Source organism: Arthrobacter sp. NPDC056886 (assembly GCF_042788715.1).
In the GTDB taxonomy this organism is placed as follows: domain Bacteria; phylum Actinomycetota; class Actinomycetes; order Actinomycetales; family Micrococcaceae; genus Arthrobacter.
This window is the reverse complement of record NZ_JBHUBT010000005.1, coordinates 239,048-265,825: the sequence shown is the minus strand read 5'-3', so window position 1 is coordinate 265,825 and position 26,778 is coordinate 239,048. Positions and strand designations below refer to the sequence as shown.

The following is a 26,778-nucleotide window of genomic DNA, read 5'->3' as shown; positions in this document are numbered from 1 at the left end:
CGGGCCCTAGGATGGACCTCTGTGAGTACAGCCCCCAATCCCGGTGATTCCCTCAGCCGGCGTCGCAAGTTCCTCTATATCCTGACGCTCGGTGCCTTGACGGCTCTGGGGCCGTTCACCGTGGATCTTTACCTGCCCGCATTCCCTGCCCTGGAAGACAGCCTTGGCGTCTCCGAGGCCGCGGTGCAGCTGACGCTCACGGGGACGACCATTGGGTTCGCGCTGGGACAGCTGGTGGTGGGGCCGCTGAGCGACAAGTTCGGCCGGCGGCTGCCCCTGATCCTGGCGACGGCGGTCCACATCACCGCTTCCCTGGGCGCAGCCCAGTCCACGGATATCGCCACGCTGGGTTTCTTCCGTGTCCTCATGGGCATCGGGGCCGCCGGCGGCGGTGTGGTGGCCATGGCCATGGTCCGCGACCTCTTCAGCGGCTACGCCATGGTGCGGATGTTCTCGCGGATGGCCCTGGTCAACGGCCTGGCCCCGATCCTCGCCCCGGTCATCGGCTCCCAGCTGCTGCTGCTGATGCCCTGGCCGGGCATCTTCCTGTTCCTGGCCGCCTACGGGACCTGCGTCATCATCGCGGCCCTGTTCGTGATCCGGGAGACCCTGCCGCCGGAGCTGCGGGGCAAGACCGGGATGACCGTGCGCCAGCGCTACAAGGTGCTGTTCTCCGACCGGATCTTCGTTGGCCTGCTGCTGGTGGGCGGTATGAACTTCGCGGGCCTCTTCGCCTATCTTTCCGCCTCGCCGTTCCTGTTCCAGAACGTCTACGGTTTCACCCCCCAGCAGTATGGCCTGCTCTTCGGCATTAACTCCCTCGGCATCGTGGCAGGCGTGCAGACCAGCGCAAGGCTCATCAGGCGCGTCCCGCCACAGTGGATCCTGGCCTGTTCCACGGCTTGGATGTTCGTCATGGCCGTCCTGATTGTCGTCTTCGACCAGCTGGGATTCGGGCTGTGGGGCGTCCTGGTGCCGCTGTGGTTCTACATCCTCGGCGCCGGATTCACCTTCCCCACCGTGCAGGTGCTGGCCCTGGCCAAACACGGCGCCCAGGCCGGAACTGCGGCGTCCCTCCTTGGCGCGGCGACCTTCATGATGGCGGGCCTGGTTTCCCCGGTGGTCGGCTGGCTCGGCGTCGGGTCCGCGACCCCCATGGGCGCTGTCCAGGCCGCCTGCATCCTGTTGGCAGCCGCTGCCCTGTGGCTGGTCGTGCGGCCCAGCACGGTGCCTCCGATCCAGTAGGGCCGGCTCCCCCGCGAGGGACATGCCCATTCTTCGCGCCCAAGACTGGGCATAGCGGCATTATGTCCATGCTCCGGGCCTGGCACCGAGCATGTCCCCACGGGCAAGTCGCCAGAACTGGACATGTCCCCCTCGCGCACCTCGGTGAACGGACCCCGCGAGGGACATTCCCATTCTTCGTGCCCACCCCGTCGGGACATGCTCATTCTTCGCGCCCACCCCGTCGGGACGTGCCCATTCTTCGTGCCCAAGACTGGGCATAGCGGCATTATGTCCATGCTCCGGGCCTGGCACCGAGCATGTCCCCACGGGCAGGTCGCCAGAACTGGACATGTCCCCCTCGCGCACCTCGGTGAACGGACCCCCCGAGGGATATGCCCATTCTTCGTGCCCACCCCGTCGGGACATGCCCATTCTTCGCGCCCAAGACTGGGCGTAGCGGCATTATTTCCATGCTCCGGGCCTGGCACCGAGCATGTCCCCACGGGCAGGTCGCCAGAACTGGACATGTCCCCGCGCGCACCTCACTGAACGGACCACAGTCGGGACATGCCCCTTCTGAGTACCCACCCCGGAGGGACATGCCCCTTCTTTGCGGTACCCCCGGCGGGACATGCCCATTCTTCGCGCCCAAGACTGGGCATAGCGGCATTATGTCCATGCTCCGGGACCAGCACTGGGCATGTCCCCCGGGCAGGGGAACACGGCCAGCCCTCACGGCCGTCCCTTGGCCCACTCGCACCCTGTTCGACGTCCGCGGCGGGCGATACAGTTATTTCATGCCCCACAGGCAGGACCCTCCGCCCCTTCCGGCCACATGGCAGCGGTGCGACGCCGGAATCCTGCCCCTGTGGTGGGATCGCCTGTGCAGCCAGACCAGTCCGCAGTCGGCGGCCCTGTTTGCCTCCGGCCTGTTCACCGAAGACCGCCGCCGCCCGATAGCCCAGTGGTACAACCCGGCTTACGACTCCGCCCTCCTCGTGGCCCCGGAATCCTCCCCCGAGTGGCCGGTGCAACGGTTCGGCATCTTCTACGCGCCTCCGGGGGGCGGATTCACTCAGGTGCACTCGGCGCCGCATGAATGGCATCCGCGGGAGCCGCGGAAGTCCCCCACGGAGCTGGAGGCCTTCCAGGCCGCGGTGGCCGAGGCCCAGCGCTTCCTCCAGGTGGAAATGTACTTCGTCTGAACCGGGCAGCTGAAAGCCCGGCGACAAACGCTCGGCCCAGCCGAGTGAACGGTACGGGTCAACAAAACGGAGCAATAAAAAAGGTCCCGCGGCTGGTTTTCACCGACCGCGGGACCTGTCCGCTCCTCCTGCTGGACTTGAACCAGCAACCCTTCGATTAACAGTCGAATGCTCTGCCAATTGAGCTAAGGAGGAATGAAGCAGGTACGACATTAGCAAAGGTTTTGCCGGTAGGGAAATCGGCCAAAAGGACCAGCGCCTGCCGGCTGCGAAATACCCCTCCGGGTATAAAAAAGTCCCCGTTCCGGAACCCGGAACGGGGACTGCGCGCTCCTCCTGCTGGACTTGAACCAGCAACCCTTCGATTAACAGTCGAATGCTCTGCCAATTGAGCTAAGGAGGAATGAAGCGGGTATAAGCCTAGCAAACACCGGCCCGGGAAACGAAATCGGCGGCTCAGGCGTCCGAGCGCAGGGACCGCCGCTGCATCTCAAGTTGCATGAGTTCGCGATTCAGCCGCTGGAATTCCTCGGGATCGGCCGAGGCGTCCAGACGCTGCAACTGGCCCATCTTCTCGGCTTTCACCCGGGTGATCTGGAGCTCGAACAGGCGGGCCAGGATGTCCTTGCAGTAGCGCAGGACACCTTCGGGCGTGTTGGCCGGCAGGGGAACCACTGCGAGTTCGGACACGAGCGGCCGCAGCGGCTCAGGGACCTCCTGCAGCAACTGCTCCACCCAGCGCACCGGATCCCCGGCAAACCCGAGTCCGGAGGCCCGGATGGCCTCGTGGATGGCGAGATAGGCGGGCGTGGAGAACCGCGCCTCCGAGAAGCGTTGCCACGTCTCTCCCTCGAGCATCCCCGGTTCCTGCAGCGCGACCTCGAGCGCCTGGCGCTCCATCGCCGCCACGGGGTCCCGCGGATCAGGCCTGTTGAACGACGGGAGCACCGCCGACGGCGGCAACGGGGCAACGCCCGGCGCAGTCCCGGCAAAGCCGCGGCCGGACCCTGCATTTCCCTGTCCCCCGCCCTGCCCATTGCCTTGGCCCTGGCCGCCCCCCGGCGGGGCCGAGGCCGCCTGCGCTGCACGCTTGGTGGCCGCGCCGACGGCCCGGCTGACTTCCTCGACCGGCATTCCCAGCCAGCCGGCGAGCTCCCGGGCGTAGGCCGGCCGGATGCCGGCGTCGCGGATCTGCGCCACCACGGGCGCGGATTCACGCAGGGCAGCGATCCGGCCCTCGACGGTGTCCAGGTTGTGCCGCTTCAGGGTGGCCCGGATGGCGAACTCGAACAGCGGCCGGCGGCTTCCGATCAAATCCCGGACGGCGGAGTCGCCCTTGGACTGGCGGAGTTCGCAGGGGTCAGCGCCGCTGGGTTCCACCGCGACAAACGTCTGCGCCACAAACCGCTGGTCCTCTTCGAAGGCGCGCAGTGCCGCCTTCTGGCCGGCGGCGTCGCCGTCGAAGGTGAAGATGACCTCTCCGCCGCTGCCGTCGTCGGAAAGCAGCCGGCGGGCGATCTTGATGTGCTCGGTGCCGAAGGCGGTGCCGCACGTGGCCACGGCCGTCGGAATGCCGGCCAGGTGGCAGGCCATGACGTCGGTGTAGCCTTCCACCACCACGAGCTGGCGGTCCTTGGCGATGTTGCGCTTGGCGAGGTCGATTCCGTAGAGGACCTGGGACTTCTTGTAGAGCGCGGTTTCGGGAGTGTTCAGGTATTTGGGGCCCTGGTCGTCCTCGTATAGCTTGCGGGCGCCGAAGCCGATGGTGTCGCCGGCGATGTCCCGGATGGGCCAGATCAGCCGGCCGCGGAAACGGTCGTAGATCCCCCGGCCGCCTTCGGAGAACATGCCGGTCAGCTTGAGTTCCGCCTCGGTGTAGCCGCGGCCGCGGAGGTGCTTGAGCAGCGAGTCCCAGCCCTGCGGCGCGTAGCCCACACCGAACTGTTCCGCCGCCGCACGGTCGAAGCCCCGTTCGTAGAGGAAGTTGCGGCCCTCGGCCGCGCCCGGGGTAATCAGCTGGGCACGGAAAAACTCGTCGGCCACCTTGTGCGCGTCCAACAGCCGCTGCCGCCGGCCGATGTCCTCCCGGTTGGGCCCGGAGCCGCCGTCCTCGTAGCGGAGTTCGAAGCCGATCCGGTGGGCAAGCTTCTCCACGGCCTCGTGGAAGGTGGTGTGGTCCAGCTTTTGGACGAAGGAGATGACGTCGCCGTCCTCGCCGCAGCCAAAGCAGTGGTACCGGCCAACCTGGGGGCGGACCGTGAAGGAGGGCGAGCGCTCGTCGTGGAAGGGGCACAGGCCCTTGTAGGACCCCAGCCCGGCTCCCTTGAGCGTCACGTAGCCATCGATGACTTCCTTGATGTCCGTGCGCTGGCGTACTTCGTCGATGTCTTCGCGTTTGATCAGGCCGGCCACTGTGCCATCCTAGTCCCCGGATACGACGCCGGCGGGCCGGCCATGGCGGCGGTCACCACAGCGACGGCAGGCTGCCCACGAGGCGCTCGTACATGGCCAGCGCCGAACCGTCTGTCAGCGAGGCGACCTGATCGATGACGACGCGCAGCCGCGCGGCGTCGTCCGCGGCGTCGAGCCAGTCGGCGGCGAACATCGGCTCCAGGTGACGGTCCCCGGTGGCGCTGAGCGCGGTGACGAGGGCATGCAGGACCTCGCGCTGGCGCTCATAGATGGGCTGCCGGTGTTCGGTGGTCATCACGAAGGTGGTGGCCAGGCCCTTCATCACCGCGATTTCCATGACGGTCTCATCCGGAACGATCAGCTCCGCGTTGTAGCGGGTCAGATTCTCCGGGCCGTAGACCGTGCGGGTGGCCTCCAGCGCACTCTGGCAGAAGCGGCCGATGAGCTGGCTGGTCATGTCCTTGAGCGCCGCCATGGCCTTGCGGCTGCCGTCGGCCTCGCGCACCCAGACGTCCGTGGCCTCCAGCCGGGCCAATGCGGCGTCGATCGCGGCGGGGTCGTTGTGCGGCAGGTACCACTGCTTGGCGTAGCCGACGACGCGGGCGCGGTGGTCCGGGTTGTCCATCCAGCGCAGCTGGAAGTGGCCTGCGACGATCGCGTCCTCGACGTCGTGCACCGAGTAGGAGATGTCGTCCGCCAGGTCCATGACCTGCGCTTCGAGGCAGGACCGGCGTTCCGGGGCGCCGTCGCGGATCCAGTCGAAGATGGGGAGGTCGTCCTCGTAGGCGCCGAACTTGCTGGTCCGCTCCCCGTGGATGACCGGCGCGTTCACGGCGGACCAGGGGTACTTGGCGGCGGCATCGAGGCTTGCCCGGGTCAGGTTCAGGCCAGCTGGCCGGCCGTCGGTGGCCAGGACCTTTGGCTCCAGCCGGGTCAGCAGCCGCAGCGTCTGGGCGTTGCCTTCGAAGCCGCCGATCCCATGGGCCACCTCGTTGAGGGCGGCTTCGCCGTTGTGGCCGAAGGGCGGGTGGCCGAGGTCGTGGCTGAGGCACGCGGTGTCCACGACGTCGGGGTCGCAGCCGAGCGCGCGGCCCAGTTCCCGGCCCACCTGGGCAACTTCGAGGCTGTGGGTGAGCCGGGTCCGGACGAAGTCGTCGGTATCCGGCGCCACCACCTGGGTTTTCGCGCCGAGTCGGCGCAGCGCCGAGGAGTGCAGGACCCTCGCACGGTCGCGCTCGAAGTCCGACCGGTAGGTGCTCTTGGGCGGCTCTTCGACCCACCGGGCGCAGTCGCGGGAAACGTAGCCGTCCAGGACGGGGGCGGTGGTCCGGGTCTCAGCCACCGGAGACGTCCAGTTCGGCGAAGGAGATGTCGCGGGTCTGCGCATCGTCCAGCGTCCGGTTCAGCAGCCAGTCCTTCGGCAGCGCAGGCTTTTTCGGAGAGCCGGCGCGGCCGCGCGGGCCCTCGGCGTCGGCCCCGGGATAGGGCGAGTCCAGGTCCAACTGATCCAAGGTTCCACGCAACACCTCGAGGCTGGTCACGAGTGCCAGCTTGGTGCGCAGTTCGCTGCCGACCACGTAGCCCTTGAAGTACCAGGCAATGTGCTTGCGGATCTCGCGTAGGGCCTTGCCCTCGTCCCCGAACGTCTCGACCATGAGCTCGGCATGCCGGTACACGCTTTCGGCCACCTGGCGCAGATCTGGCCGGAACCGCTGATCGCTGCCTTCGAACGCGGCCATGAGATCGCCGAACAGCCAGGGCCTGCCCTGGCAGCCGCGGCCGACGACGACGCCGTCCACGCCAGTTTCGCGGACCATTCGGACAGCGTCTTCCGCTGACCAGATGTCCCCGTTGCCCAGCACGGGAATGTCCGGCAGGGCCTCGCGCAGCCGGGCAATCGCGGACCAGTCGGCCTGGCCGGAATAGAACTGTGCGGCGGTGCGGCCGTGAAGAGCGACGGCGGCGACGCCGGAATCGCGGGCAATCCGGCCGGCGTCGAGGTACGTCAGGTGGTCCTCGTCAATGCCCCTGCGCATCTTGATGGTCAGCGGGACGTTGCCCTTGGAGGCTTCCTTCACCGCGGTCTGGACGATCGAGGTGAACAGGTCGATCTTCCACGGCAGGGCGGAGCCGCCGCCGCGACGCGTCACCTTGGGCACGGGGCAGCCGAAGTTGAGGTCGATGTGGTCGGCCCGGTCCTCCTCGACGAGCATCCGGACGGCCTGGCCGACGGTCACGGGGTCAACACCGTAGAGCTGGACGGAGCGGACTTTCTCGTCGTCGTCGTGCGAAATAATGCGCAGCGATTCCGGCGTGCGCTCCACAAGGGCACGGGAGGTGACCATCTCCGCCACATACAGGCCGCCGCCGTATTCACGGCACAGCCTGCGGAAGGCGGAGTTGGTGATGCCCGCCATGGGAGCCAGGATCACGGGGGTGTCCACGGTGATCGGGCCCAGCTTCAGGGGCGGGAGTTCCAGCTTGGGGGCGGGAGGCGTCGCTACAACAGTCACCCGACCATTGTCTCAAAGACGGGCAAATCGGCCCGGTCCCGCTCCGGCCATGTGGAAATGCCCGGTTATGTGGATGCTTTCGGATCCTGTCCGGGTCCGCGTCAGCCCCGCAGGGCGGCCCGCCGCCCGCGGCGCGTGGCAGGACCGGAACCGGCATCATCTGGCTCGACCCCGCCCGGCAATATCCCGTCCGGCGCAGCCCGGCCGGACTCGATCCTTGCAGCGCTGCCGGCGTCGGACCCGACCCGGTGGGGCTCCCCCATGGCAACTCCGCCCTTAACCGAGCCGCCCTTGATTCCGGTGGCCTTGACCACGAGCACGGCGATGAGGGTGGTGACCGGCACGGCGAGCACGAGCCCCACGGAACCGACCAGGGTGCGGATGACTTCCTCTGAGAGTTCGGCGCTGGTGAGGGCGTCACCGAGCGGCCGCTCGTAGAGCATGACCAGGATCAGTACCGGCAGGGCCGCGCCGGCGTAGGCGAACGCAATGGTGTAGACCGTGGAGGCGATGTGGTCCCGACCGATCCGCATCGCGGACGTAAAGAGCTTCCGTGCGCTGGTCTCGGGGGCGAGCTCCCACAGTTCCCAGACGGCCGAAGACTGCGTGATGGTGACATCGTTCAGCACGCCAAGACCGGAGATGATCAGACCGCAAAGGATGATGCCGGAGATTGAGATGTTGTCCGACATGTTGGTGAGGGTGGCGGCGTCGTGGCTGCCCACACCGGCGAGGTTTGCGGCGTCGGTGGCCCAGGCCGCCAGCAGCGCCGTGATGGCGAGGCCGAACATTGTCCCGAGCAGCGCCGTCGACGTGCGGGCGGAGAAGCCGTGGGCGAAGTAGAGCACCCCGATCATGATCACCGTGGACCCCACGAGCGCCAGCAGCAGGGGCGGCTTTCCCTCGACCAGCCCGGGCAGCATGAACGAGACGAGCACGACGTAGGCGCCGACCAGTCCGATCAGGGCGCGTAGGCCGCGCCACCGGGCCACCGCGATCACGACGACGGCGTAGAGCACGGCCAGGAAGATGATGGGCAGGGTCCGGACAAAGTCGACGAAGACATAGGCCGGCGCGCCCTGGCCGTCGGCTCCCTGCACCTTGGAGAGGTTCAGGTAGCGGATGTCGTCCCCGGGTTTCACGCCGTGGGATTTCGCGATGTCAGGGTTGATGACCACCTTGACGGGGTTGCCGCCCTTATCCGGCTCGGTGTAGGCGAACGTGCATTGCGAGCCCTCGTTCGGGGGCTGCGGAGTGGTGCCGGAACCGGAGGTGCCCTGCTGCGCCGCGGCGTCACCGCCCGCCGGGGCATCCGAACAGCTGCCGACGACGACCCGCTGGATCTTGCCGGTGTCAAACGTCACGCCCGGGGCCGCCGCATAGGGGCTGGCCAGGGTGATGCCCTCCTTGCTTCCCGACGGCCACATGAAGGCCATGGCCGCAAGGGTCAGCAGCGTCAGCGGGATCAGGATGGCAGCCAGGATCCAGTTGGCCTTTTTCCGCGCCGCGAGCGTCCGGGGCGTGGGTTCGACGTCGTCAGTGTGGGAATGCGAGTGTCCAGCACCCATCAGCAGTTCAACCTCATGCCGAAGACTTTACGGCGTGGGCGGGGGCTGTCCGGGACGGATGACGGGGCACGCCGCGCATACGCGGCGTGCCCCGGCGTGTCGGCGAGACGTCGATTTACGCCGGCGTGATGTTCTGGTTGACGTGGAAGAGGTTCTGCGGATCGTACTTGGCTTTGATCTCCCGCAATCGGCTGTAGTTCGGTCCGTAGTTTTCCGCGACCCGGGACTGGTCATCGCGGTCCATGAAGTTGATGTAGCCACCCGGCGCCGAATAGGGACGCAGTGCCGCCGCATATTCCTTGACCCAGGCGATGTTTGCCTCGTTCTCCGCCGGGTCCTGCCAGAGGCCGGCAATCACGGGTGCGAACTTCACGTTCCGGTTGGCGAACGCAGTTTCGTTTGCGCCCACGCGACGAACTGCCCCGTCAATGGGGTAGAGGTGGACGGCGCTTTGTACGCTGGGGACCTTGCTGCCGTGTTCGATGTGGGCGGCGATGGCGCCGTCATTGAGCTCGGCGAGGAAATCCGCTTTCCAATAGCCCTGCAGTCCCTTGGCAACCAGCGGGTCGAAGGCCTGGTTCAGGGCCGGGTAGGGCATCGGCCCCACCATGGAACCCGCCACAGGAGCGGCGTCGAGGAAGGGTTTCCAGCGGCTGGGACCTTCCGCCTGATCGCCCGTCCACATGCCGACGACGACGACCACCGGTTTGCCATGCCATTCCTCCGGCAGGAATGGCACAGGCGGCCCTTGGGCGAATGCCAGGAACGCTCCAAACTCCTCCGGCGCTGAATCCATATAATCCCGATAGAACTTCGCCACTGTGTCCGCATGCTCCATCGGGTAGATGATGATGCCGGCGTGGACCATATCCACCGGATGCAGCCGGTATTCCAGCGACGTCACGACACCGAAGTTTCCTCCGCCGCCGCGCAGGGCCCAGAAGAGGTCCTCGTTCTCCCTTTCACTGGCGGTCAGGAAATTTCCGTCCGCCGTGACGACGTCGGCGGAGAGCAGATTGTCACAGCTGAGTCCGTACTTCCGCGCCAGATAGCCGATGCCACCGCCGAGAGTGAGTCCAGCGACGCCCGTCGTCCCCACGATTCCGCCCGTAGTCGCCAGCCCGAAGGCATGCGTGGCGTGGTTGAAATCGGCCCACGTTGCACCGGCCTCCGAGCGCGCCGTCTGGGCTGCTGGATCGACCCTGACGCCGGAGGTGTTCACGAAGTCGATGACCAGCGCGTCATCCCAGGTGCCGAACCCTGGAACGCTATGGCCTCCGCCGCGGATGGCAAGATCCAAGGAGTTGTCCCGGGCGAAGTTGACGCAGGCGATAACGTCCGCCACTTGGGATACGCGGACCACCGCTGCCGGCCTCTTGTCGATCATGCCGTTATGCACGGCCCGCGCCGCGTCGTAGCCGGCGTCACCGGGTGTGATGATCTGCCCGCGGACTTGCTCGCGCAAGCTATCGAACTTTGTTCCGTTCATTTTCTGTACCGTCGATTTCGTCGTGAGAGTCGACCCGGACGGTTCTCTGCGCTCCCAGCCGGCGTGGCGCCCGGAGGTTTACTTGCACATGCCTACTCTCCCCGTAATCCCCCGTCAAGGGTCCAACGCCAGCCGCACCCATCGCCCGGGGCACCGGCTCCGAATCCACACTAGGCACCACCTGCCTTGACGGGCGGGGGCTGCAACCTAGGGTTGGTAATTGACGGACGAGGGACGGAAGGACACACGCATGGCCATGCGTAAACGACACGACCGCGAGCCGGGGGCGGGACGGTCCGCGCCTGCCGCCAAGGCCGTGCTGAGCATCGCCGAAGCCGCCGGTGAGACCCGCGCAGTCGCCGTGGTCCTGCACGGCGGCCGGGCCGACAGCTATGACGCCGTCCGCGGCCGGCACCTGAGCCCGGCCCGGATGCTGCCCTTCGCCTGGGCACTGCACCGAAAAGGCGGCCCGCACGGGCTGGCCGTGTGGACCCTGCGCAATCGGTACCGCGGCTGGAACGGGGAGGACATGTCCCCCGTTCACGATGCCCGTTGGGCGCTCGCGCAGATCAGCCAGGAACATCCCGGCGTGCCCGTGTACCTGCTGGGCCACTCGATGGGCGGCCTCACAGCACTGTGCGTGGCCGACGACCCGCAGGTCGAGGCCGTCGTCGCGCTCGCCCCCTGGATTGATCACAAGACCCCGGTCCAACCCGTCGCTGGCCGCCGGGTCCTGATCGTCCACGGCACCGATGACCGCTGGACCAGCCCGGCGAAGTCACTGAACTATGCCCGGCGCGCCGAAGGCGTCGCCGCGTCCGTCGAGTACGTCTCCCTCACCGGTGCTGGCCATTTCATGGTCCGCCGGGTGGCGCTGTGGAATGCGCTGGCGAACGGCTTCGTCCTGGATGCCTTCGGCGAGGCCACGGGAGCTGACGTCTCTGGATCTACGGACGCATTGCGCAGCGCCCTGCGGACGGCCGGAACACGCCTGCCGGTGGTGTTGTGATGCCGCCGTTCCCGCTTGATGCCTTCCTTGCCAGCCTGGCGTGGGTCATCACGGGACTCGTGATCCTGCTGGCAGTCACCTTCGCGGTTGCCGTTAGGCGGAACCGGCACTCCGTTATCGACACCGTCTGGGGCCTCGGCTTCGTTGTGGTGGCCGGCGTCTCTTGGCTGCTCTCCGCCGGATACGGCGACGACGGACGGCGGCTGCTGCTGCTTGCCCTCGTCGCGGTCTGGGGCATCCGCCTCGCCGTCCACATCGGACTCCGTGCACGCGGCGGCCACGAGGACCCGCGCTACGTGGCCATGCTTTCCACAGCACCCGGGTCACGCAACGTCTACGCCCTGCGGCGGGTCTACCTGCCCCAGGGGGTGGTGATGTTCTTCGTCTCGCTCACCGTCCAGGTCGGCATGTTCGCCACCGGGAGCCTGGGCTGGCTCGCGTTCGCCGGCGTCCTGCTCTGGATCCTTGGCTTCGTGTTCGAGTCCGTGGGCGACCGGCAGCTGATGCAGTTCAAGGCTGATCCCGCCAAGCGCGGCACCGTCCTCAACACTGGGCTGTGGCGCTACACCCGCCACCCCAACTACTTCGGCGATGCCGCCGTCTGGGCAGGGCTCTTCCTCGTGGCCGCCGATTCCTGGCCGGGCGTGCTGACCATTCTCTCCCCCGCCCTCATGATCTGGACCCTTGCCGGTAAGACGGGCAAGCCGCTGACGGAAAAGGCAATGTCTGCGCGGCCCGGTTACAAGGAATACATCGAATCCACCTCCGGATTCCTGCCCCTGCCGCCCCGGCGGCGGGTGGGCCGGCACTGACATGCGCGGCTCTGGACGGCTCCGGCCTCCCCTTACCTGGCGGACGGTGAGGTGGAGGTTGATGAGCTGGCGGCCGGAACCCAGCGAGCGCTTCTACCGTTTCACGCTCCGCACCGGTCTGGTGCTCCGCTGGCTGTTCCGGATCCGTGTCCTCGTCACAGGCCGGGAACACCTGCCCCAGCCCGGGCCACTCAGTGCGTCACGCCCGGTGGTCCCCGGCCAGGGTGTCGTGGTCGCGATCACTCACTTCGGCTACCTCGACTTTGCCTTTGCCGAGATGCTGCTGTGGTGGCACAACCGGGCCGAACTGCGCTTCCTCGTCACGCAGGGAGCCGCCGACCACTGGTTGGCCGGGCCCGCGGTCAGCGCAGCCGGGCATGTCGTGGTGGGGTACGGATCGGGAGCCCACGCCTATGACGCCGCGGTCGCCCAGCTGTTGGAGGGCGAGTACATCGGAGTCCTGCCCGAGGCCGGCGTGAGCCGCAGCTTCACGGTGCGCGAATGCAAGACCGGTGCGGTGCGGATGGCCGCCGAGGCCGGCGTCCCGATCATCCCGGTCTCCATCTGGGGCGCCCACCGGCTGATGAGCCGCCACCATGCCTTCTCGCCGCGGCGTGCCTGGCGTGCCCCGGTCCGCATCCACGTAGGCGCCCCGATCCTTCCGGGCTCCCTCCCGGGCCCGGCCGAGGACGCCCGGCCGGGCACCGCGCGCCTGGCCAAGACGCTCCAGGACGGGATCGACACCGGCATCGCCGATTTTCCCCTGCAGCCCGCACCCGGTGCCTGGTGGATGCCGGCCGGTCTCGGCGGCGGCGCCCCGACCGAGGAGGAACGACGCCGGCTGGACGAGGCCGACGGTCCACGGCGCGCAGGTGCCCGGCGCCGATAAGCCCGGCTTCCGCCATCGTCTTGACTAAGCTCCATGGGGTATAAAAAGCACTCAATGGAGAGGGACACCTGTGGCAAGCACAGTCGTGACCAAGAGCGGAATCGAAGAACGCGGTCTCGCACGGATAGCCCAACGGATGGCGTCATGGACGGAGAAGTGGTTTCCGGACGCCTACATCTTCGCCCTCGCCGGCGTCGTCATCATCGCTGTGGCCGCGCTGGCCATCGGCGCCTCGCCCCAGGCCATCGCTGACTCGTTCGGCAACGGCTTCTGGGACCTGACGGCCTTCACCCTGCAGATGGCCATGGTGGTCCTGACCGGCTACGTCGTGGCCACCTCCCCGCCCGTGGCGAAGCTGATCAACCGGCTTGCACTCATGCCGTCAACCGCGCGGACCGCGGTGAGCTTCGTGGCGCTGATGTCGATGTCCGTGTCCTTCCTCAACTGGGGGCTCAGCCTGATCTTCGGCGGTCTGCTGGCGCGGGCGATTGCCCGCCGCAAGGACCTGACCGTGGATTACCGTGCACTCGGCGCGGCCGCGTTCATGGGTCTTGGCGCCGTCTGGGCGCTCGGGCTGTCCTCCTCGGCCGCGCAGCTGCAGGCCACCGCCGCGTCGCTGCCGCCGGCGCTGTTGAAAATCACCGGCATCCTGGACTTCGGCACCACAATCTTTACCTGGCAGTCGCTGCTGACCCTGGCCATCCTGATGGCCCTCACCACCGTGATCGCGCACTTTTCCGCGCCCCAGGGCGGCTCGATCCGCACCGCCGAGGACCTCGGCGTGGACCTGGATGATGAACCGAGCGAGCCCGCGCCGCGTTCGCGGCCGGGCGAATGGCTCGAATACAGCAAGCTCCTGCCGATCCTGGCCGGAATCCTCACGCTCGGCTGGCTCATCTCGCAGTTCTCCACCAAGCCGTTCCTCAGTGTGGTCAGCAGCCTCAACGGCTATCTGCTGGTGTTCCTCATCCTGGGCCTGGTCCTGCACGGGACGCCGCGGAACTTCCTGCAGGCGGTCACCAAGGCGGTCCCAGCCACCGCCGGCATCCTGGTGCAGTTCCCGCTCTACGCCGCGATGGCCGCGATCCTGACCAAGGCCACCGGCCACGGCGGGATGACCATCTCCGCGCACTTGGCCGAGTTCTTCTCGGACATCGGCGGCAATGGCGCGTTCGCCGTCGTCATTGCGCTCTACACCGCCCTGCTGGGCCTCCTGGTGCCGTCCGGCGGCGGCAAGTGGCTCGTGGAAGCGCCGTACGTGATGCAGTCCGCGACCGACGTCAACATGAACCTCGGCTGGACCGTGCAGATCTACAACATCGCCGAGGCGCTGCCGAACCTGGTCAACCCGTTCTTCATGCTGCCGCTGCTCGCGGTGCTGAGGCTGCGCGCCCGGGACCTGGTGGGCTTCACTTTCCTGCAGTTCGTCTTCCACCTGCCGGTGGTCCTGCTGCTCGTCTGGCTGCTGGGCATGACCTTCGACTTCGTGCCGCCGGTGATCCCCAAGTAACTGTCCCGGACAGTAACCGGCCTTAACGCAAACTGACCCGCAGCCGCAGCCGTTTGATGACGGCCGCCGCTGCGGGTCAGCTGGGTTAAGGCTTACGCCGGGTCGGAGACGACCAGCGTTTCCGAGCCCTGGACATGGGCTTTGCCGCTCTCGAGCAGCGGTTCGACGACGGTGCGCAGGGCGGTCATCGCGTCGTCCAGTTCCAGCATCACCGGGTGCTGGTAGGCGATCAGGGCCAGCAGGTCCCGGACGGCGGCCCGGGCCTGGTCCGCGTCGAGCTTCGGTTCGTGTCCGAGGAAAACCTCAGTAGGTTCAGAAGACCCGGCCGCACCGGCCCCGTCGGCGTCGGCGCCCGGAATTCCCTGGGCGTAACTGATGGCGAAACCCTCCAGCCGGCCCTTCCGGCTCGCCGCGATGCCGTGCCCGAAGGCACTGGCCTTGGGCGCCCGCAGCACAATCGCTCCGTGGGCGCCGCTGAGATCATCCAGGAACAGGCGCTGCACCGCGCCGACGCTCAGCTCCCCCGGGCTGTCCCAGCCGTGCACGGCGGTGTAGTAGCGCCCCACGACGTCGCTGAGCTCCACGGAGCCTGTGGCCAGGTCTTCGACCTGATCGGTGGCTGCGGACTCCGAACCGTCGCCGAACACCGGCAGCTTGAGCGGCGCCGGGTCAACGACCACCAGGCGGGTGCGCTGGATCGGGGCCAGGCCAGCGGCCTCGGCAAACGCCGCCCCGGGGGTGCCCGGCTCCACTTTGCAGCGCAGTTTGGACACGCCCGACGGCGCCTGGGCGGCCTCGTGCCGGAGCATGGTCAGCAGCGTGGACCCGAGGCCGGCGCGGCGGTGGTCCCGGGCGACCTCGACATACGCCCAGAGCCGTTCCGGATGCAGCGAGGCCTCGTGAACCACGGCAGCCGCCACGGGAATTCCGACACCGTCCACGACGTCCTCCGCCACGATGCAGCGGCGCCACGGGGAATTGCCCGAGGGCGCCAGCGTGCCGCGGAACTGCCCGGCCTGGACCGTCTCAGGGCCGCCCCAGATTTCCAGCAGCGCGAGGTCGTCGCCCTCCCGCCATTCCCGGTATGCAATGGCCATGATCAGGCGCCGATCAGCCGTGCGGCCAGGTAGCCCTCCACCTTGTCCAGGGAAACGCGTTCCTGGCTCATGGTGTCGCGTTCGCGGATGGTGACGGCCTGGTCGTCCAGGGTCTCGAAGTCCACGGTGATGCAGAACGGGGTGCCGATCTCGTCCTGGCGGCGGTAGCGGCGGCCGATGGCGCCGGCGTCGTCGAACTCGATGTTCCAGCTCTTGCGCAGCTGGGCGGCGAGGTCCTTGGCCTTCGGGGACAGGTCCTCGTTGCGGCTCAGCGGCAGCACCGCTGCCTTCACCGGGGCCAGGCGGGGATCGAGCTTGAGCACGGTGCGGATGTCCACGCCGCCCTTGGCGTTGGGGGCCTCGTCCTCGGTGTAGGCATCGATCATGAAGGCCATGAAGGAGCGGGTGAGGCCGGCCGCGGGCTCGATCACGTACGGGGTGTAGCGTTCGTTGGTGGCCTGGTTGAAGTAGCTCAGGTCCGCCCCGGAGGCCTTGGCGTGGGTGGAGAGGTCAAAATCGGTGCGGTTGGCGATGCCCTCAAGTTCGCCCCACTCCGAGCCCTGGAAGCCGAACCGGTACTCGATGTCGGTGGTGCCCTTCGAGTAGTGGCTGAGCTTGTCCAGTGGGTGCTCGAAGAAGCGCAGGTTCTCTTCGCGGATGCCCAGGCCGGTGTACCAGGACATGCGTTCCTTCATCCAGTACTCGTGCCACTGCTCGTCCGTGCCGGGCTCGACGAAGAATTCCATCTCCATCTGCTCGAACTCGCGGGTGCGGAAGATGAAGTTGCCCGGCGTGATCTCGTTGCGGAACGACTTGCCGATCTGGCCGATGCCGAACGGCGGCTTCTTCCGCGAGGTGGTCAGGACGTTGCCGAAGTTCACGAAGATGCCCTGGGCGGTTTCGGGCCGCAGGTAGTGCAGGCCTTCCTCGCTGGCGACGGGGCCGAGGTAGGTTTTGAGCAGCCCGGAGAATTCGTGGGGTTCCGTCCACTGGCCGCGGGTGCCGCAGTTGGCGCAGGCGATGTCCTTGAGGCCGTTCTCGGCAGGACGGCCCTTCTTCTCCTCGTACTCTTCCTCGAGGTGGTCCGCGCGGTAGCGCTTGTGGCAGGACAGGCACTCCACCAGCGGGTCGGAGAAGACATCGACATGGCCGGACGCTTCCCAGACCTGGCGGGGCAGGATGACGGAGGAATCCAGGCCTACGACGTCTTCGCGGCCGCGGACCACGGACTGCCACCACTGGCGCTTGATGTTTTCCTTGAGCTCGGCGCCGAGGGGCCCGTAGTCCCAGGCAGAGCGGGAGCCACCATAGATTTCACCGGCCTGGAAAACGAATCCCCGGCGCTTGGCGAGGGAAATGATCTGGTCAAGGACGGATTTTGCTGCCATGGGAACTCCAATTTTGTACAGGGCCGCTGGGTGCGGTCCGCGGTGTCAGCCCCGGGTCACCGGCTGGTTGCCGGACGGGGGGAAACGAACAGTGCGATGCGAAGTGTGCGATACGAACAGTGCGATGCAGTCTCCAAGCCTACCGGCACGCTACCGCTTCAGCGCGCCGCGGGGCCAGGGCAGAGTGGCCAGGATGATGGCGCCGAGCGTCAGCACGGTGCCGAGGACTGTTGGGAGCGCGATCACCGTTCCGGGCACCGGCACTATCAGGTCCAGTCCGAGGGACCCGAGCAGCTGTCCGGCGATCATCCCGAGGCCGGTGACCAGCACGCCCAGGCTGCGGACCAGGAGGGCGCCGATGCCGATGAAGATGCAGCCCAGCGGACCGCCAAGGTAGTACCACCACTGCGCCGGCAGGGGGTTGCCGGCCCCGGCCACGGCGAGTTTGATCAGCCAGGCAACCCACAGCAGGGCGCCTCCGGCCATGAAGTTCACGAGTGTCGCGGCGATGGGGGTGCCGTAGTGCACGGTGGCCGTGCCGTTCATGGCCTGCTGGAAACTCATCAGGAACCCGGCCAGAAGCGGCAGCATGACGGGCACTAGCAGCTGCAGCCCGGATTCCCCGGCGCTGAACCTGGGCGACACCGCCCAGGCGACGGCTGCGACGGTGAGCACACTGCCGAGCACCCGGATCCCGGTGATGGGCCTCTTCCCCGCCGGCCCGATCCCCATCCGGTCCACCAGCAGGCCGCTCAGGGTCTGGCCCGTCACGGCGGCCACCGTGAAGAGGGCAACCCCGAGCAGGCCCACGGTGAAGGACTGGGCGAAGACGAAGAAGGCCCCGATGCAGCCGGCCATCACGTAAAAGGGCGGAAACTGCCGTTCGCGCACGGCCGGCAGAATCCGGGCCAGGCCGGCCCGGCCTTTGGGCAGTGCCAGCGAAATGACCGCCATGACCACCAGTCCGGTGCTGAAGCTGACGACGGCGGCGCCGATCCCGTCGCCCAGCACCACCCCGAGTGCGCCGTTGATCCGTCCCTGGACCGGGATGAACAGTCCGGTCGCGACGGCCATGGGCAGGCCCACGATCAGCGGGAGCCGGGGGGTGTGGGTCATGGGTGCCACCTTAGGTCAGGCATTATTGCTTGTATGAGCAATCCGGAATTCGAAGACATCACCATCCGCGACAGCATGATCCGGCTGGGCCAGCTGCTAAAGCTTGCGAATCTGGTGGAGGACGGCGTGGAGGCCGCAGAACTGATCAAGAACGGGCTGGTCAAGGTCAACGGGGAGATCGACGAGCGCCGCGGCCGCCAGCTTCACGACGGTGACACCGTCACCGTGAACGCCCGGACCGTGCGGATCAGCGCGCCCGCAGCCTCCTAGCCGCTAGGCGCGCCCCAATTCATCTGGCGCGCCAACGTCTTTGTCGCGGCCACCTCTACGCGCGCGGCTACTTCTTGGAGTTGAGCACCACGTGCGTGAGGAACTCCGAGACGTGCCCGATTTCCTGCTGGTTGATGCCGTGCCACATGCCCGTGTAGAGGACCTTGGTGAGCTTCACGTGCTTGCGGACCCAGCCGATGGTGTAGTCAATCTTGTCCTCGGTGATCACCGGGTCCTGCTGGTCCCGGCCCCAGAACAGCGGCACCTTGCCGTCCAGTTCGCCGTCGCGGAAGCTGGGATCGTCGCCCGCGTCGATGACAAACCCCGAGAGGCCGACGACGGCGGCGAAGTCCGCCGGGCGCTGTCGCAGCAACGTGGTGGCCATGGCCATGCCCATCGAGAACCCCAGCAGCGTCACCGACGGGTGGTTGGCCTTGACGCCGTCGAGCCAGTCCTGGACATACGCTGCGGCGACCTTGACGGCGTCGAGCGAATAGTCAATGGACGCTGTCAGCGGGAACCAGGTGAAGCCCGGACCTTCGGGGAGCGGGGCGCGCAACGAGGCCACCGCGAAATCCTGCGGGAGCATCTCCGCCAGGCTGAGCAGGTCCTGTTCGTTGGCGCCGTAGCCATGCAGCAGGACCAGCAGGGGTTTGCCGGCCCGCTCCTGCTCCGGCTTGGACCAAAGGACGACGGGGGCCGGAAGGGCATCAGCGTGAGTCATGGAACCATTCTTACAGTTACCCGCCGGTAACAACTTACGGTGGCGTAGCTTAACGTGAACAGTGCAGGATAAGGGGGTGAGCGAAACCGAAGCCATGGAAAATTCACCGGACCCCTCAGCGGAGACTGTCGTCACCCACCCGTGGACCCGCTATGTGGCCATGGGCGACTCCTTCACGGAAGGCATCGGCGACCCGGAACCGGCCAGCCCGGGCGGCCACCGGGGCTGGGCAGACCGCGTCGCCGAGGAACTCAGCCGCGGCCACAACGACTTCGCGTACGCCAACCTGGCCGTCCGCGGCCGTCTGCTGCAGCAGATCGTGGACCAGCAGATGGCGCACTGCCTGTCCCTCAAGCCGGATCTCATCACGCTCTCCGCGGGTGGCAACGACCTCATCCGCCCGGGCGGCGATCCGGACGTGCTGGCCGAAAAGCTGGACTCGGTGGTGCAGATCCTGAGCCTGGGTGGCGCCACCGTGGTCCTGTTCAACGGCCCGGACACCGGTTCCACGGTGTTGGGCCGGATCCGCAGCAAGGTGGCCATCTACAACGAGAACCTGCGCACCATCGCCGCGCGCCACGACGCCGTAATCGCGGATATGTGGTCCCTGCGCCAGCTCAATGACCCGCAGATGTGGAATGCTGACCGGCTGCATTTCTCACCGCTGGGCCACCACACGATCGCGGCCATGGTGCTGGACTCGCTGAACGTTCAGCACACCCTGCAGCCCCTTTCCCCCAAGCCGCTGCCGCAGCGGAGTTGGCGCGAGGCGCGCAGCGGGGACCTGGTGTGGGCCAGGGAGTATTTTGTCCCCTGGGTGGTGCGGCGGCTGCGGCACAGGTCCTCGGGCGACGGCGTGACGGCCAAGCGGCCCCTGGCCGGGCCGGTGTTCGGTCCCGGCGTTCCGCTTGGCTCCGGCGAAGGACCGCCCGGCGCCGAGGATGCGGTGCGGTCCTGAGCCTGCGGGGCATAAGCTGGAAGAACACTTCTCCGGCCCGATGTTTGAGCCCGCAGATGAGAAGGCCCAGCAGCTGAAAGGCCCCATACCGTGAGCAGTATGTTCTTCTGGATCATCGTGTTGTCGTTCCTGATTCCCGTGGCCATGCGCCTCTACCGCAGGTCCGCCCGCGGCCGGAACCAGGGCACGCCGGGACAGTTCGGCCGGTTCCCCGGCAACCAGAACAACCCCGGCAACCAAAGCAACCAGCCGCGGGATGGCTACACACAGCAGGACTACTTCGGCGGCTTCGGCCAGCTGGGCGCCCCGCGGCAGCCGGGACCGGTGAATGAGCCGTACCCCGGCCAGCAGTTCCCGAACCAGCCGTACCCCGGTCAGCAGTACCCGGACCAGCAGTACCCCAACCCGCCATATTCCGGTCCGTCCGGCTACCAGTCGCCGGTTCCCTACGAGGACAGCCCCGAGTACCTGAACAACCCGCCGCAGCCGCAGCGGCAGGCACCCGCAACTCCCCCGGCGCCGGCAGCAGGGCAGCCGCAGGCCCCGCAAACGCCCCATCCAACTCCGCAGCCGCCGTCGGGCGCGCAGGGCTACCGGGCCCGCAAGCTGGCCGAACTCGACCAGCAGTACAGCGACGGCAAGCTGTCCATGGAGGACTACATGGCCCAGCGCGCGGAAATCATGAAGGGCTAGGACCCTGGAGGGCTAGCAAAATCGACGTCGGCCGCGTTGACCGTTCCTGCCGTGCGCCCCGGCGCCTTGTGGTACTGCCAGTACAAATTGGTGTGGGCCACCACCAGTTCCGGCGGCGGCGCGCCAAAGTCGGTCAGGTCCTCGGTGGTGTGGGCGTCGGCAACCAGCGTGACGTCGTAGCCGCGCGTAATCGCGCCGTGGAGGGTGGAGCGAATGCACTCGTCGGTCTGCGCGCCGGCCAGGAAGAACCGCCCGATGCCGCGATCGGCCAGCACGGACTCCAACTCGGTCGCTTCGAAGGCGTCGCTGTACTCCTTGGCCACCAGCGGCTCCGAATCGCGGCGCGCGAGCTCCGGCACATACTGCCAGCCGTCGCTGCCGCGCGGGAGTTCCTCGCCGTTGTGCTGCACCCAGACGACGTCCACCCCGGCGCCGCGCGCCTTCTCCACGAGGTCGGCAATGGTGGCGACGACGTCGTCACGGCGGTAGGCCTCCGCGACGACACCCACCTGCATATCGACGACGAGCAATGCCGTGTTGGGGCGGTTGATGAGCGTGGTCATGGTGCCTCCCGGATCGTGGCCGTCCCTGCCTGCCTACTCTAGTCCCGGACCCCGATACCGGCGAGAGACCAGGCAACGCGGGGCCACCTGCAGCCCATGATCCGGTGCCGGATGGGCGTGCAGGTGACCCCGCGTTGGAGTGGAACCCGAGAGGTGTCAGTCGACCTGCGGGAAGCCGAGGTCGATCACGGAGGTGGACGGGTCCGGCCAGCGGGTGGTGACCACCTTGCCGCGGGTGTAGAAGCGGATGCTTTCCGGTCCGTACATGTGCGTGTCGCCGAAGAGCGAATTCTTCCAGCCGCCGAAGGAGAAAGTGCCCACCGGCACCGGGATGGGCACGTTGACGCCCACCATGCCGGCCTCCACGTCGAACTCGAACTGCCGGGCGGCGCCGCCGTCGCGGGTGAAGATGGCCACGCCGTTGCCGAACTCGTTGTCGTTGACCAGCTTCACGGCGTCGGCGTAGGTCTCGACGCGGACCACGGACAGGACGGGGCCGAAGATCTCGTCGTCGTAGACCTTCATGCCGGGCTTGACGTGGTCGATCAGGCTGACGCCGATGAAGAAGCCGTTGGAGTCGAATTCGTGTTCGCGGCCGTCCACCACCACGGTGGCGCCTTCGTTGGCCGCGCCGGCAACGTAGGAGGCCACCTTGTCACGGTGCTCGGCCGTGATGAGCGGGCCCATCTGGGAGGCCGGGTCCGTGCCCGGGCCGATGGTGAGCGTGGCCATGCGGGTGCTGATCGCGTCCACGAGCTCATCGGCGATGCTGCCGACGGCGACGAGGACGCTGACTGCCATGCAGCGCTCCCCTGCGGAGCCGTAGGCGGCCGAGACGGCGGCGTCCGCGGCCATGTTGAGGTCCGCATCCGGCAGGGCCACCATGTGGTTCTTCGCCCCGCCCAGGGCCTGGACGCGCTTGCCGTGATCGGCGGCGCGCTTGTAGATGGACTGCGCGATCGGCGTCGAGCCGACAAAGCTGACGGCCTTGACGTCCGGGTGTTCCAGCAGGACGTCCACGGCCTCCTTGTCGCCATGGACCACGTTGAGCACGCCGGCAGGCAGTCCGGCCTCGGCGAAGACCTGGGCGATGAAGATGGCGGAGGACGGATCCTTTTCGCTGGGCTTGAGCAGCACGGTGTTGCCGCAGGCCAGAGCGCTGCCGATCATCCACAGCGGCACCATGGCGGGGAAGTTGAACGGCGTGATGCAGGCGACGACGCCGACCGGCTGGCGGACCGAATGGACATCGACGCCGCCGGAGACCTGCTCGGAACGCTCGCCCTTGAGCATGTGGGCCAGCCCGGTGGCGAATTCGATGTTCTCCAGGCCGCGGGTGATTTCGCCTTCCGCGTCCGAAAGGACTTTGCCGTGCTCACTGGTCAGCAGGGCCGCCAGCTCGGGCCGGCGCTGCATGAGCAGTTCACGGACCTTGAAGAAGATGCCGGTGCGCTTGGCCAGGCTCGTGGCGCGCCAGCCGGGCAGGGCGGCGCGGGCGGCCGCGACGGCCTCCTCAACGCGGGCGGCGGTGGCCAGGGCCACCTCTTTCTCCTGCTCGCCGGTGGCGGGGTTGAAGACCGGGCCAAAGCGCTCGGCGTCCGAAATCAGGGCGCCGTTGATGAAGTGCGGAATGCGTTCCATGGGTGGATCTCTCTCGTGAAGGGCGGGGCCGCGACGTTGCGGGGCCTCAAGGGTTGGGCCCTGACGGGCAGGTCGCCTAGTTGGCGGGGTCGGCTAGTTGGCGGGGTTGCCTAGTTGGCGGGGTCGAGCGTGCCGTCGACGAGCTTGACGATCATCGAGCAGTCCTGGCCGGACTGGCCGGAGTCGATGAGCCGCTGGAAGAGCTGCTGGACGTGCTCGCCGATTTCCAGCGGGGTGCCGGTGTCGCGCGCGGCACTGATGGCCAGGCCGATGTCCTTGTTGGCCAGCTCCGTGGTGAAGGTCGGAGCAAAGTCGTTGTTGGATGCCGCGGTGGGCACGACGCCGGCCACCGGGTACCAGGTGCGCAGCGCCCAGCTGTCGCCGGAGGAGACCGACGCGATGTCCCAGAAAACCTGCTTGTCCAGGCCGAGCCGATCGGCGAGGACTGCGCCCTCGGCCGTGGAGGCGAGGTTGATGAAGAGCATGAGGTTGTTGCAGATCTTCGCGGCCTGGCCGGTGGTGGCGCCGCCGGTGGGGATGATGTTCGCGGCCATGGGTCGGATGTATTCGGTGGCCTCGGCAACGGCGCCGGCCTCACCGCCGATCATGAACGTCAAGGTGGCGGCCTTGGCGCCGCTCATGCCGCCCGAGACGGGCGCGTCGACGAAGCGGAAGCCGGCGGCAGCGGCGGCGTCGTGCAGGGCCTGCGCGGAAGCGATATCGATCGTGGAGGAATCCACCAGCAGGGTCCGGGTGTCTGCGTGGGCCAGGACGCCGTCCTCGCCGAGGTACACGGCACGGGCGTGCTCGCCCTTGGGAAGCATGGTGAAGACGACGTCGGCGCCTGCGACGGCCTCGGCAATGCTGCCGGCGGCCTTGACTCCCCCGGCCTCGGCGGCCGCAACGGCTGCGGTGTTGAGGTCGAAGCCGCGGACCTCATGTCCGGCGTTTGAGAGGTTGACGGACATGGATCCGCCCATGTTTCCGAGTCCGATCCAGGCGATGATTGCCATGGTTTAAGCTCCTTTGCTTGATGTGCTGCCGGGCGCTCTGGCCTCAAGGCCGAAACCCTGGCGTCCCGGTGTCCAGCATCACACCGCTGATAGAGTGCAATCAAGGGAAAAAATCACAGATGCCATGTGCACAGATGCACACCGGCGGTGCCGGCTCCCCGTATCCGTTTGACGACACACTCGCTGAAGAGGGACAACCGTGGACTTGCGTCGGCTTCCGAGCCCCGATGACCTGCTGATCCTGCTGACCGTGGCAAGGCTGGGCCGGTTCAACGCGGTGGCGGAGACGCTTGGCACCACGCACACCACCATTTCCCGCCGCGTCCTGGCCCTGGACAAGCAGCTCGGCGGGCGGACGCTGGAACGCAGCCCGCACGGCTGGGAGCTGACCGAGCTCGGCAGCCAGGCCGTCGCGGCCGCGGAGGCCATCGAGGGCACTCTCGGTGCCCTGTCCAGCAGCATTGCCCGCTCCGGCGACGTTGTTTCCGGCCTTGTCCGGATCAGCACTCCGGACGGCTTCGGTGCCGAATTCCTGGCCCCGGCGCTCGTGCGGCTGCAGCGGGCCAATCCGCTGCTCAACGTCGAGTTACTCAGCGCCACGCGCAAGGCGAGCCAAAACCGCTCCGGCGTGGACCTGGAAGTGGTGGTGGGCAACATGGACACCGCAAACGCCCAGGCCATCTTCCTGAGCAACTATTTCCTCAGGCTGTACGCCAGTCCCGGATATGCGCAGGAACACGGGCTGCCGGCAACACTCGACGATGTCCGGCAGCACGGCTTCGTCTCCTACGTGGAGTCGGCGCTCCAGGTGGCCGAACTGGGGCACCGCTCCACGCAGCTGCCGGTACCGCGCTCCAGCTTCCAAGCCACCAGCGTCTTCGCCCAGCTGGAGGCCGTCCGGCGGGGCGCCGGGATAGGCCTGCTCCCCAACTTCCTTGTCGCGGGCAGGTCCGGCTTCCTGCCCGTCCTGCCGGACGACTTCCAGCGCCAGCTGCCCGTCTGGGCCGTGGCCCGGCCCGAGGCGCTGCGTTCAGCCCCCGTCCGTGCCGTGCTCGAGGCGATCCGCGGCGAGATCCGGGAGCGCCAGAACGTCCTGGCTGGCTGAGCAGTCCTGGCAGGATGAGCCGGCTGGCACAAACGGCAACAGCCCGGGCCCCGCAGTGCGGGACCCGGGCTGTTGCCGCGTTGATTCGCTGTTACTTCTTGGAGGCGGCGAGGAGGTCGGCCGTGCCCCGGGCATCGGCGGCGTCGACGTCGTGCAGGGAGATGCCGCGGGTTTCCTTCAGGAAGAACACGGCCACCATCGTGACCACGCAGGCGCCGAGGAGGTAAATCGCCACCGGCGTGGAGGACTTGTACTGGCTCAGCAAGGCCACGGCGATGATCGGAGCCAGCGAACCGGCCACGATCGAGGTGACCTGGTAGCCCAGCGAGACACCGGAGTAGCGCATCCGGGTCGGGAACATCTCGGCCATGATGGCCGGCTGGCCGGCATACATAAGAGAGTGGAACAGCAGACCGATGGTGATGGCAGCGAGGATGACGAGGTCGTTTTTGGTGTCCATCATCGGGAAGGCGAAGAAGCCCCAGGTGCCGCCGAGGACAGCACCGGCCATGTAGACCGGTTTGCGGCCGAAGTTGTCGGAGAGCTTGCCGACCATGGGGATCACGGCGAAGTGGACCAGGTGCGCGACGAGCAGCAGCAGCAGGATCCGCGAGGTGTCCGTCTGGACCACGACCTTCAGGTAGGTAATGGAGAACGTGACCACAAGGTAGTAGAGGATGTTCTCCGCGAAGCGCAGACCCATCGCGGTGAAGACGCCACGCGGATAGCGGCGGAAGACTTCGGCGACGCCGTAGCCCTTGTTCTCCACGGTGACCTCTTTGCGGGCCTCCAAGAAGATCGGGGCGTCCTGGACCTTGGTGCGGATGTAGTAGCCGACGATCACGATCACAGCAGAGAGCCAGAAGGCCACACGCCAGCCCCAGCTGAGGAACTCGGCGGAGGACAGCGTGGCGGACAGGGTGAACAGCACACCAGTGGCCAGCAGGTTGCCCATCGGAACCGCCGACTGAGGCCAGCTCGCCCAGAATCCGCGGGACTTGCTCGGGCTGTGCTCGGCAACGAGGAGGACTGCGCCGCCCCACTCACCGCCGACTGCGAAGCCCTGGACGAAGCGCAGGAAGACCAAGAGGGCGGGGGCCCAGTAGCCGATCTGCTGGAATGTCGGCAGGCAGCCCATTGCGAAGGTGGCAACACCGACAAGGATGATGCTCAGCTGGAGCAGCTGCTTGCGGCCGAATTTGTCGCCGAAGTGGCCGAAGACGATGCCACCGATGGGGCGGGCAACAAAGCCGACCGCGTAGGTGACAAACGCGGCTATGATGCCATCCAACTCCGTACCGGAATTGGGAAAGAACAGCTTGCCGAAGACCAGGGTGGCCGCGGAGGCATAGAGGAAGAATTCATACCACTCAACCACCGTGCCGGCCATGGAGGCCGTTACAACCTTCTTCAGGCCGGACGATTTGACGTCCGTTTCTTCAGCGCGCCTTGCGGCGTTTTCCGTACTCATCGTGACTCCTTCGGTGTCTCCGTCGACACCCTGTGGACCATTGGGCTGAGGACGCCAGTGATGTAGGGCACATGGCGTCATTCCCCATGAGTATGGACGCTCCCG

Annotated in this window: 23 protein-coding genes and 2 tRNA genes; 10 read left to right on the top strand and 15 right to left on the bottom strand. The window is 67.3% G+C overall.

The features are described 5' to 3' along the window. Positions 1-21: 21 nt before the first annotated feature. Both ACFRJ8_RS10985 and ACFRJ8_RS10980 read left to right on the top strand, forming a co-directional pair. Positions 22-1,245 carry a multidrug effflux MFS transporter gene (locus tag ACFRJ8_RS10985; protein ID WP_377986155.1) on the top strand — a complete coding sequence of 408 codons (1,224 nt, stop codon included), beginning with the start codon at positions 22-24 and terminating at the stop codon, positions 1,243-1,245. Between the two features lie 779 nt (positions 1,246-2,024). Next, a complete protein-coding gene (locus tag ACFRJ8_RS10980) occupies positions 2,025-2,432 on the top strand; it encodes a hypothetical protein (RefSeq protein WP_377986153.1) in 408 nt (135 codons plus the stop codon). Positions 2,433-2,554: 122 nt separating this feature from the next. Here ACFRJ8_RS10980 and ACFRJ8_RS10975 read toward each other — a convergent pair. The 7 genes from ACFRJ8_RS10975 to ACFRJ8_RS10945 all read right to left on the bottom strand — a co-directional run bounded on the left by ACFRJ8_RS10975 (position 2,555) and on the right by ACFRJ8_RS10945 (position 10,414). Further along, positions 2,555-2,627, bottom strand: a tRNA-Asn gene (locus tag ACFRJ8_RS10975). Positions 2,628-2,762: 135 nt separating this feature from the next. Beyond that, a tRNA-Asn gene (locus ACFRJ8_RS10970) sits at positions 2,763-2,835 on the bottom strand. Positions 2,836-2,888: 53 nt separating this feature from the next. Continuing rightward, complete coding sequence (gene dnaG, locus ACFRJ8_RS10965) at positions 2,889-4,844, bottom strand: DNA primase (protein WP_377986151.1); 1,956 nt, start codon at positions 4,842-4,844, stop codon at positions 2,889-2,891. 52 nt (positions 4,845-4,896) lie between these two features. Next, positions 4,897-6,186, bottom strand: a complete 1,290-nt coding sequence (locus tag ACFRJ8_RS10960) for a deoxyguanosinetriphosphate triphosphohydrolase (RefSeq protein ID WP_377986149.1) — start codon at positions 6,184-6,186, stop codon at positions 4,897-4,899. After that, on the bottom strand, positions 6,179-7,357 hold the full coding sequence (gene dusB / locus ACFRJ8_RS10955) for a tRNA dihydrouridine synthase DusB (RefSeq protein WP_377986147.1): 1,179 nt from the start codon (positions 7,355-7,357) through the stop codon (positions 6,179-6,181). The genes ACFRJ8_RS10960 and dusB overlap by 8 nt, the downstream gene beginning before the upstream one ends. A 101-nt stretch (positions 7,358-7,458) precedes the next feature. Beyond that, entirely contained in the window at positions 7,459-8,925 is a 1,467-nt protein-coding gene (locus ACFRJ8_RS10950; protein WP_377986145.1) for a YibE/F family protein, read from the bottom strand. Between the two features lie 115 nt (positions 8,926-9,040). Beyond that, complete coding sequence (locus ACFRJ8_RS10945) at positions 9,041-10,414, bottom strand: FAD-binding oxidoreductase (RefSeq protein WP_377986144.1); 1,374 nt, start codon at positions 10,412-10,414, stop codon at positions 9,041-9,043. 256 nt (positions 10,415-10,670) lie between these two features. On the opposite strand from ACFRJ8_RS10945, the gene ACFRJ8_RS10940 reads away from it, so the two are divergent. The 4 genes from ACFRJ8_RS10940 to ACFRJ8_RS10925 all read left to right on the top strand — a co-directional run bounded on the left by ACFRJ8_RS10940 (position 10,671) and on the right by ACFRJ8_RS10925 (position 14,634). Further along, positions 10,671-11,423, top strand: a complete 753-nt coding sequence (locus ACFRJ8_RS10940) for an alpha/beta hydrolase (protein ID WP_377986249.1) — start codon at positions 10,671-10,673, stop codon at positions 11,421-11,423. Beyond that, entirely contained in the window at positions 11,423-12,235 is an 813-nt protein-coding gene (locus ACFRJ8_RS10935) for a DUF1295 domain-containing protein (RefSeq protein WP_377986142.1), read from the top strand. Before ACFRJ8_RS10940 ends, ACFRJ8_RS10935 begins: the two co-directional genes overlap by 1 nt. Before the next feature lie 61 nt (positions 12,236-12,296). Further along, a complete protein-coding gene (locus tag ACFRJ8_RS10930; RefSeq protein ID WP_377986141.1) occupies positions 12,297-13,124 on the top strand; it encodes a lysophospholipid acyltransferase family protein in 828 nt (275 codons plus the stop codon). Positions 13,125-13,194: 70 nt separating this feature from the next. Further along, complete coding sequence (locus ACFRJ8_RS10925) at positions 13,195-14,634, top strand: short-chain fatty acid transporter (protein ID WP_377986139.1); 1,440 nt, start codon at positions 13,195-13,197, stop codon at positions 14,632-14,634. Between the two features lie 92 nt (positions 14,635-14,726). Here the strand turns inward: ACFRJ8_RS10925 and ACFRJ8_RS10920 are convergent, their stop codons facing one another. From ACFRJ8_RS10920 to ACFRJ8_RS10910, 3 genes are all read right to left on the bottom strand, one after another. Then, positions 14,727-15,731, bottom strand: a complete 1,005-nt coding sequence (locus tag ACFRJ8_RS10920) for a GNAT family N-acetyltransferase (RefSeq protein WP_377986138.1) — start codon at positions 15,729-15,731, stop codon at positions 14,727-14,729. Positions 15,732-15,733: 2 nt separating this feature from the next. Beyond that, positions 15,734-17,119: a glycine--tRNA ligase gene (locus ACFRJ8_RS10915; RefSeq protein WP_277526103.1), complete on the bottom strand. Its 1,386-nt coding sequence runs from the start codon at positions 17,117-17,119 to the stop codon at positions 15,734-15,736. A gap of 150 nt (positions 17,120-17,269) precedes the next feature. Beyond that, positions 17,270-18,235, bottom strand: a complete 966-nt coding sequence (locus tag ACFRJ8_RS10910; protein WP_377986136.1) for a DMT family transporter — start codon at positions 18,233-18,235, stop codon at positions 17,270-17,272. 33 nt (positions 18,236-18,268) lie between these two features. Here ACFRJ8_RS10910 and ACFRJ8_RS10905 point away from each other — a divergent pair, with 33 nt between their 5' ends. Next, positions 18,269-18,505 carry an RNA-binding S4 domain-containing protein gene (locus ACFRJ8_RS10905; RefSeq protein WP_090576591.1) on the top strand — a complete coding sequence of 79 codons (237 nt, stop codon included), beginning with the start codon at positions 18,269-18,271 and terminating at the stop codon, positions 18,503-18,505. A 67-nt stretch (positions 18,506-18,572) separates the two neighbouring features. Here ACFRJ8_RS10905 and ACFRJ8_RS10900 read toward each other — a convergent pair whose 3' ends face one another. Then, entirely contained in the window at positions 18,573-19,229 is a 657-nt protein-coding gene (locus tag ACFRJ8_RS10900; protein WP_377986134.1) for an alpha/beta hydrolase, read from the bottom strand. A 94-nt stretch (positions 19,230-19,323) separates the two neighbouring features. On the opposite strand from ACFRJ8_RS10900, the gene ACFRJ8_RS10895 reads away from it, so the two are divergent. Together ACFRJ8_RS10895 and ACFRJ8_RS10890 are read left to right on the top strand one after the other, a co-directional pair. Continuing rightward, positions 19,324-20,187 carry an SGNH/GDSL hydrolase family protein gene (locus tag ACFRJ8_RS10895; RefSeq protein WP_377986248.1) on the top strand — a complete coding sequence of 288 codons (864 nt, stop codon included), beginning with the start codon at positions 19,324-19,326 and terminating at the stop codon, positions 20,185-20,187. Positions 20,188-20,286: 99 nt separating this feature from the next. After that, positions 20,287-20,880 (top strand): hypothetical protein, encoded by a 594-nt coding sequence (locus ACFRJ8_RS10890; protein WP_377986247.1) that lies wholly within the window; start codon positions 20,287-20,289, stop codon positions 20,878-20,880. Here the strand turns inward: ACFRJ8_RS10890 and ACFRJ8_RS10885 are convergent. From ACFRJ8_RS10885 to mmsB, 3 genes are all read right to left on the bottom strand, one after another. Further along, complete coding sequence (locus tag ACFRJ8_RS10885; protein ID WP_377986133.1) at positions 20,877-21,443, bottom strand: isochorismatase family protein; 567 nt, start codon at positions 21,441-21,443, stop codon at positions 20,877-20,879. The genes ACFRJ8_RS10890 and ACFRJ8_RS10885 overlap by 4 nt on opposite strands. A gap of 156 nt (positions 21,444-21,599) precedes the next feature. Then, a complete protein-coding gene (locus ACFRJ8_RS10880; protein ID WP_377986132.1) occupies positions 21,600-23,084 on the bottom strand; it encodes a CoA-acylating methylmalonate-semialdehyde dehydrogenase in 1,485 nt (494 codons plus the stop codon). A gap of 110 nt (positions 23,085-23,194) precedes the next feature. Then, positions 23,195-24,097, bottom strand: a complete 903-nt coding sequence (mmsB, locus tag ACFRJ8_RS10875; protein ID WP_377986130.1) for a 3-hydroxyisobutyrate dehydrogenase — start codon at positions 24,095-24,097, stop codon at positions 23,195-23,197. 205 nt (positions 24,098-24,302) lie between these two features. Here mmsB and ACFRJ8_RS10870 point away from each other — a divergent pair, with 205 nt between their 5' ends. Further along, on the top strand, positions 24,303-25,202 hold the full coding sequence (locus ACFRJ8_RS10870; protein WP_377986246.1) for a LysR family transcriptional regulator: 900 nt from the start codon (positions 24,303-24,305) through the stop codon (positions 25,200-25,202). Between the two features lie 91 nt (positions 25,203-25,293). On the opposite strand, the gene ACFRJ8_RS10865 is transcribed toward ACFRJ8_RS10870, so the two are convergent. Beyond that, positions 25,294-26,673 carry an MFS transporter gene (locus ACFRJ8_RS10865; protein ID WP_377986128.1) on the bottom strand — a complete coding sequence of 460 codons (1,380 nt, stop codon included), beginning with the start codon at positions 26,671-26,673 and terminating at the stop codon, positions 25,294-25,296. Between the last annotated feature and the right edge of the window lie 105 nt (positions 26,674-26,778).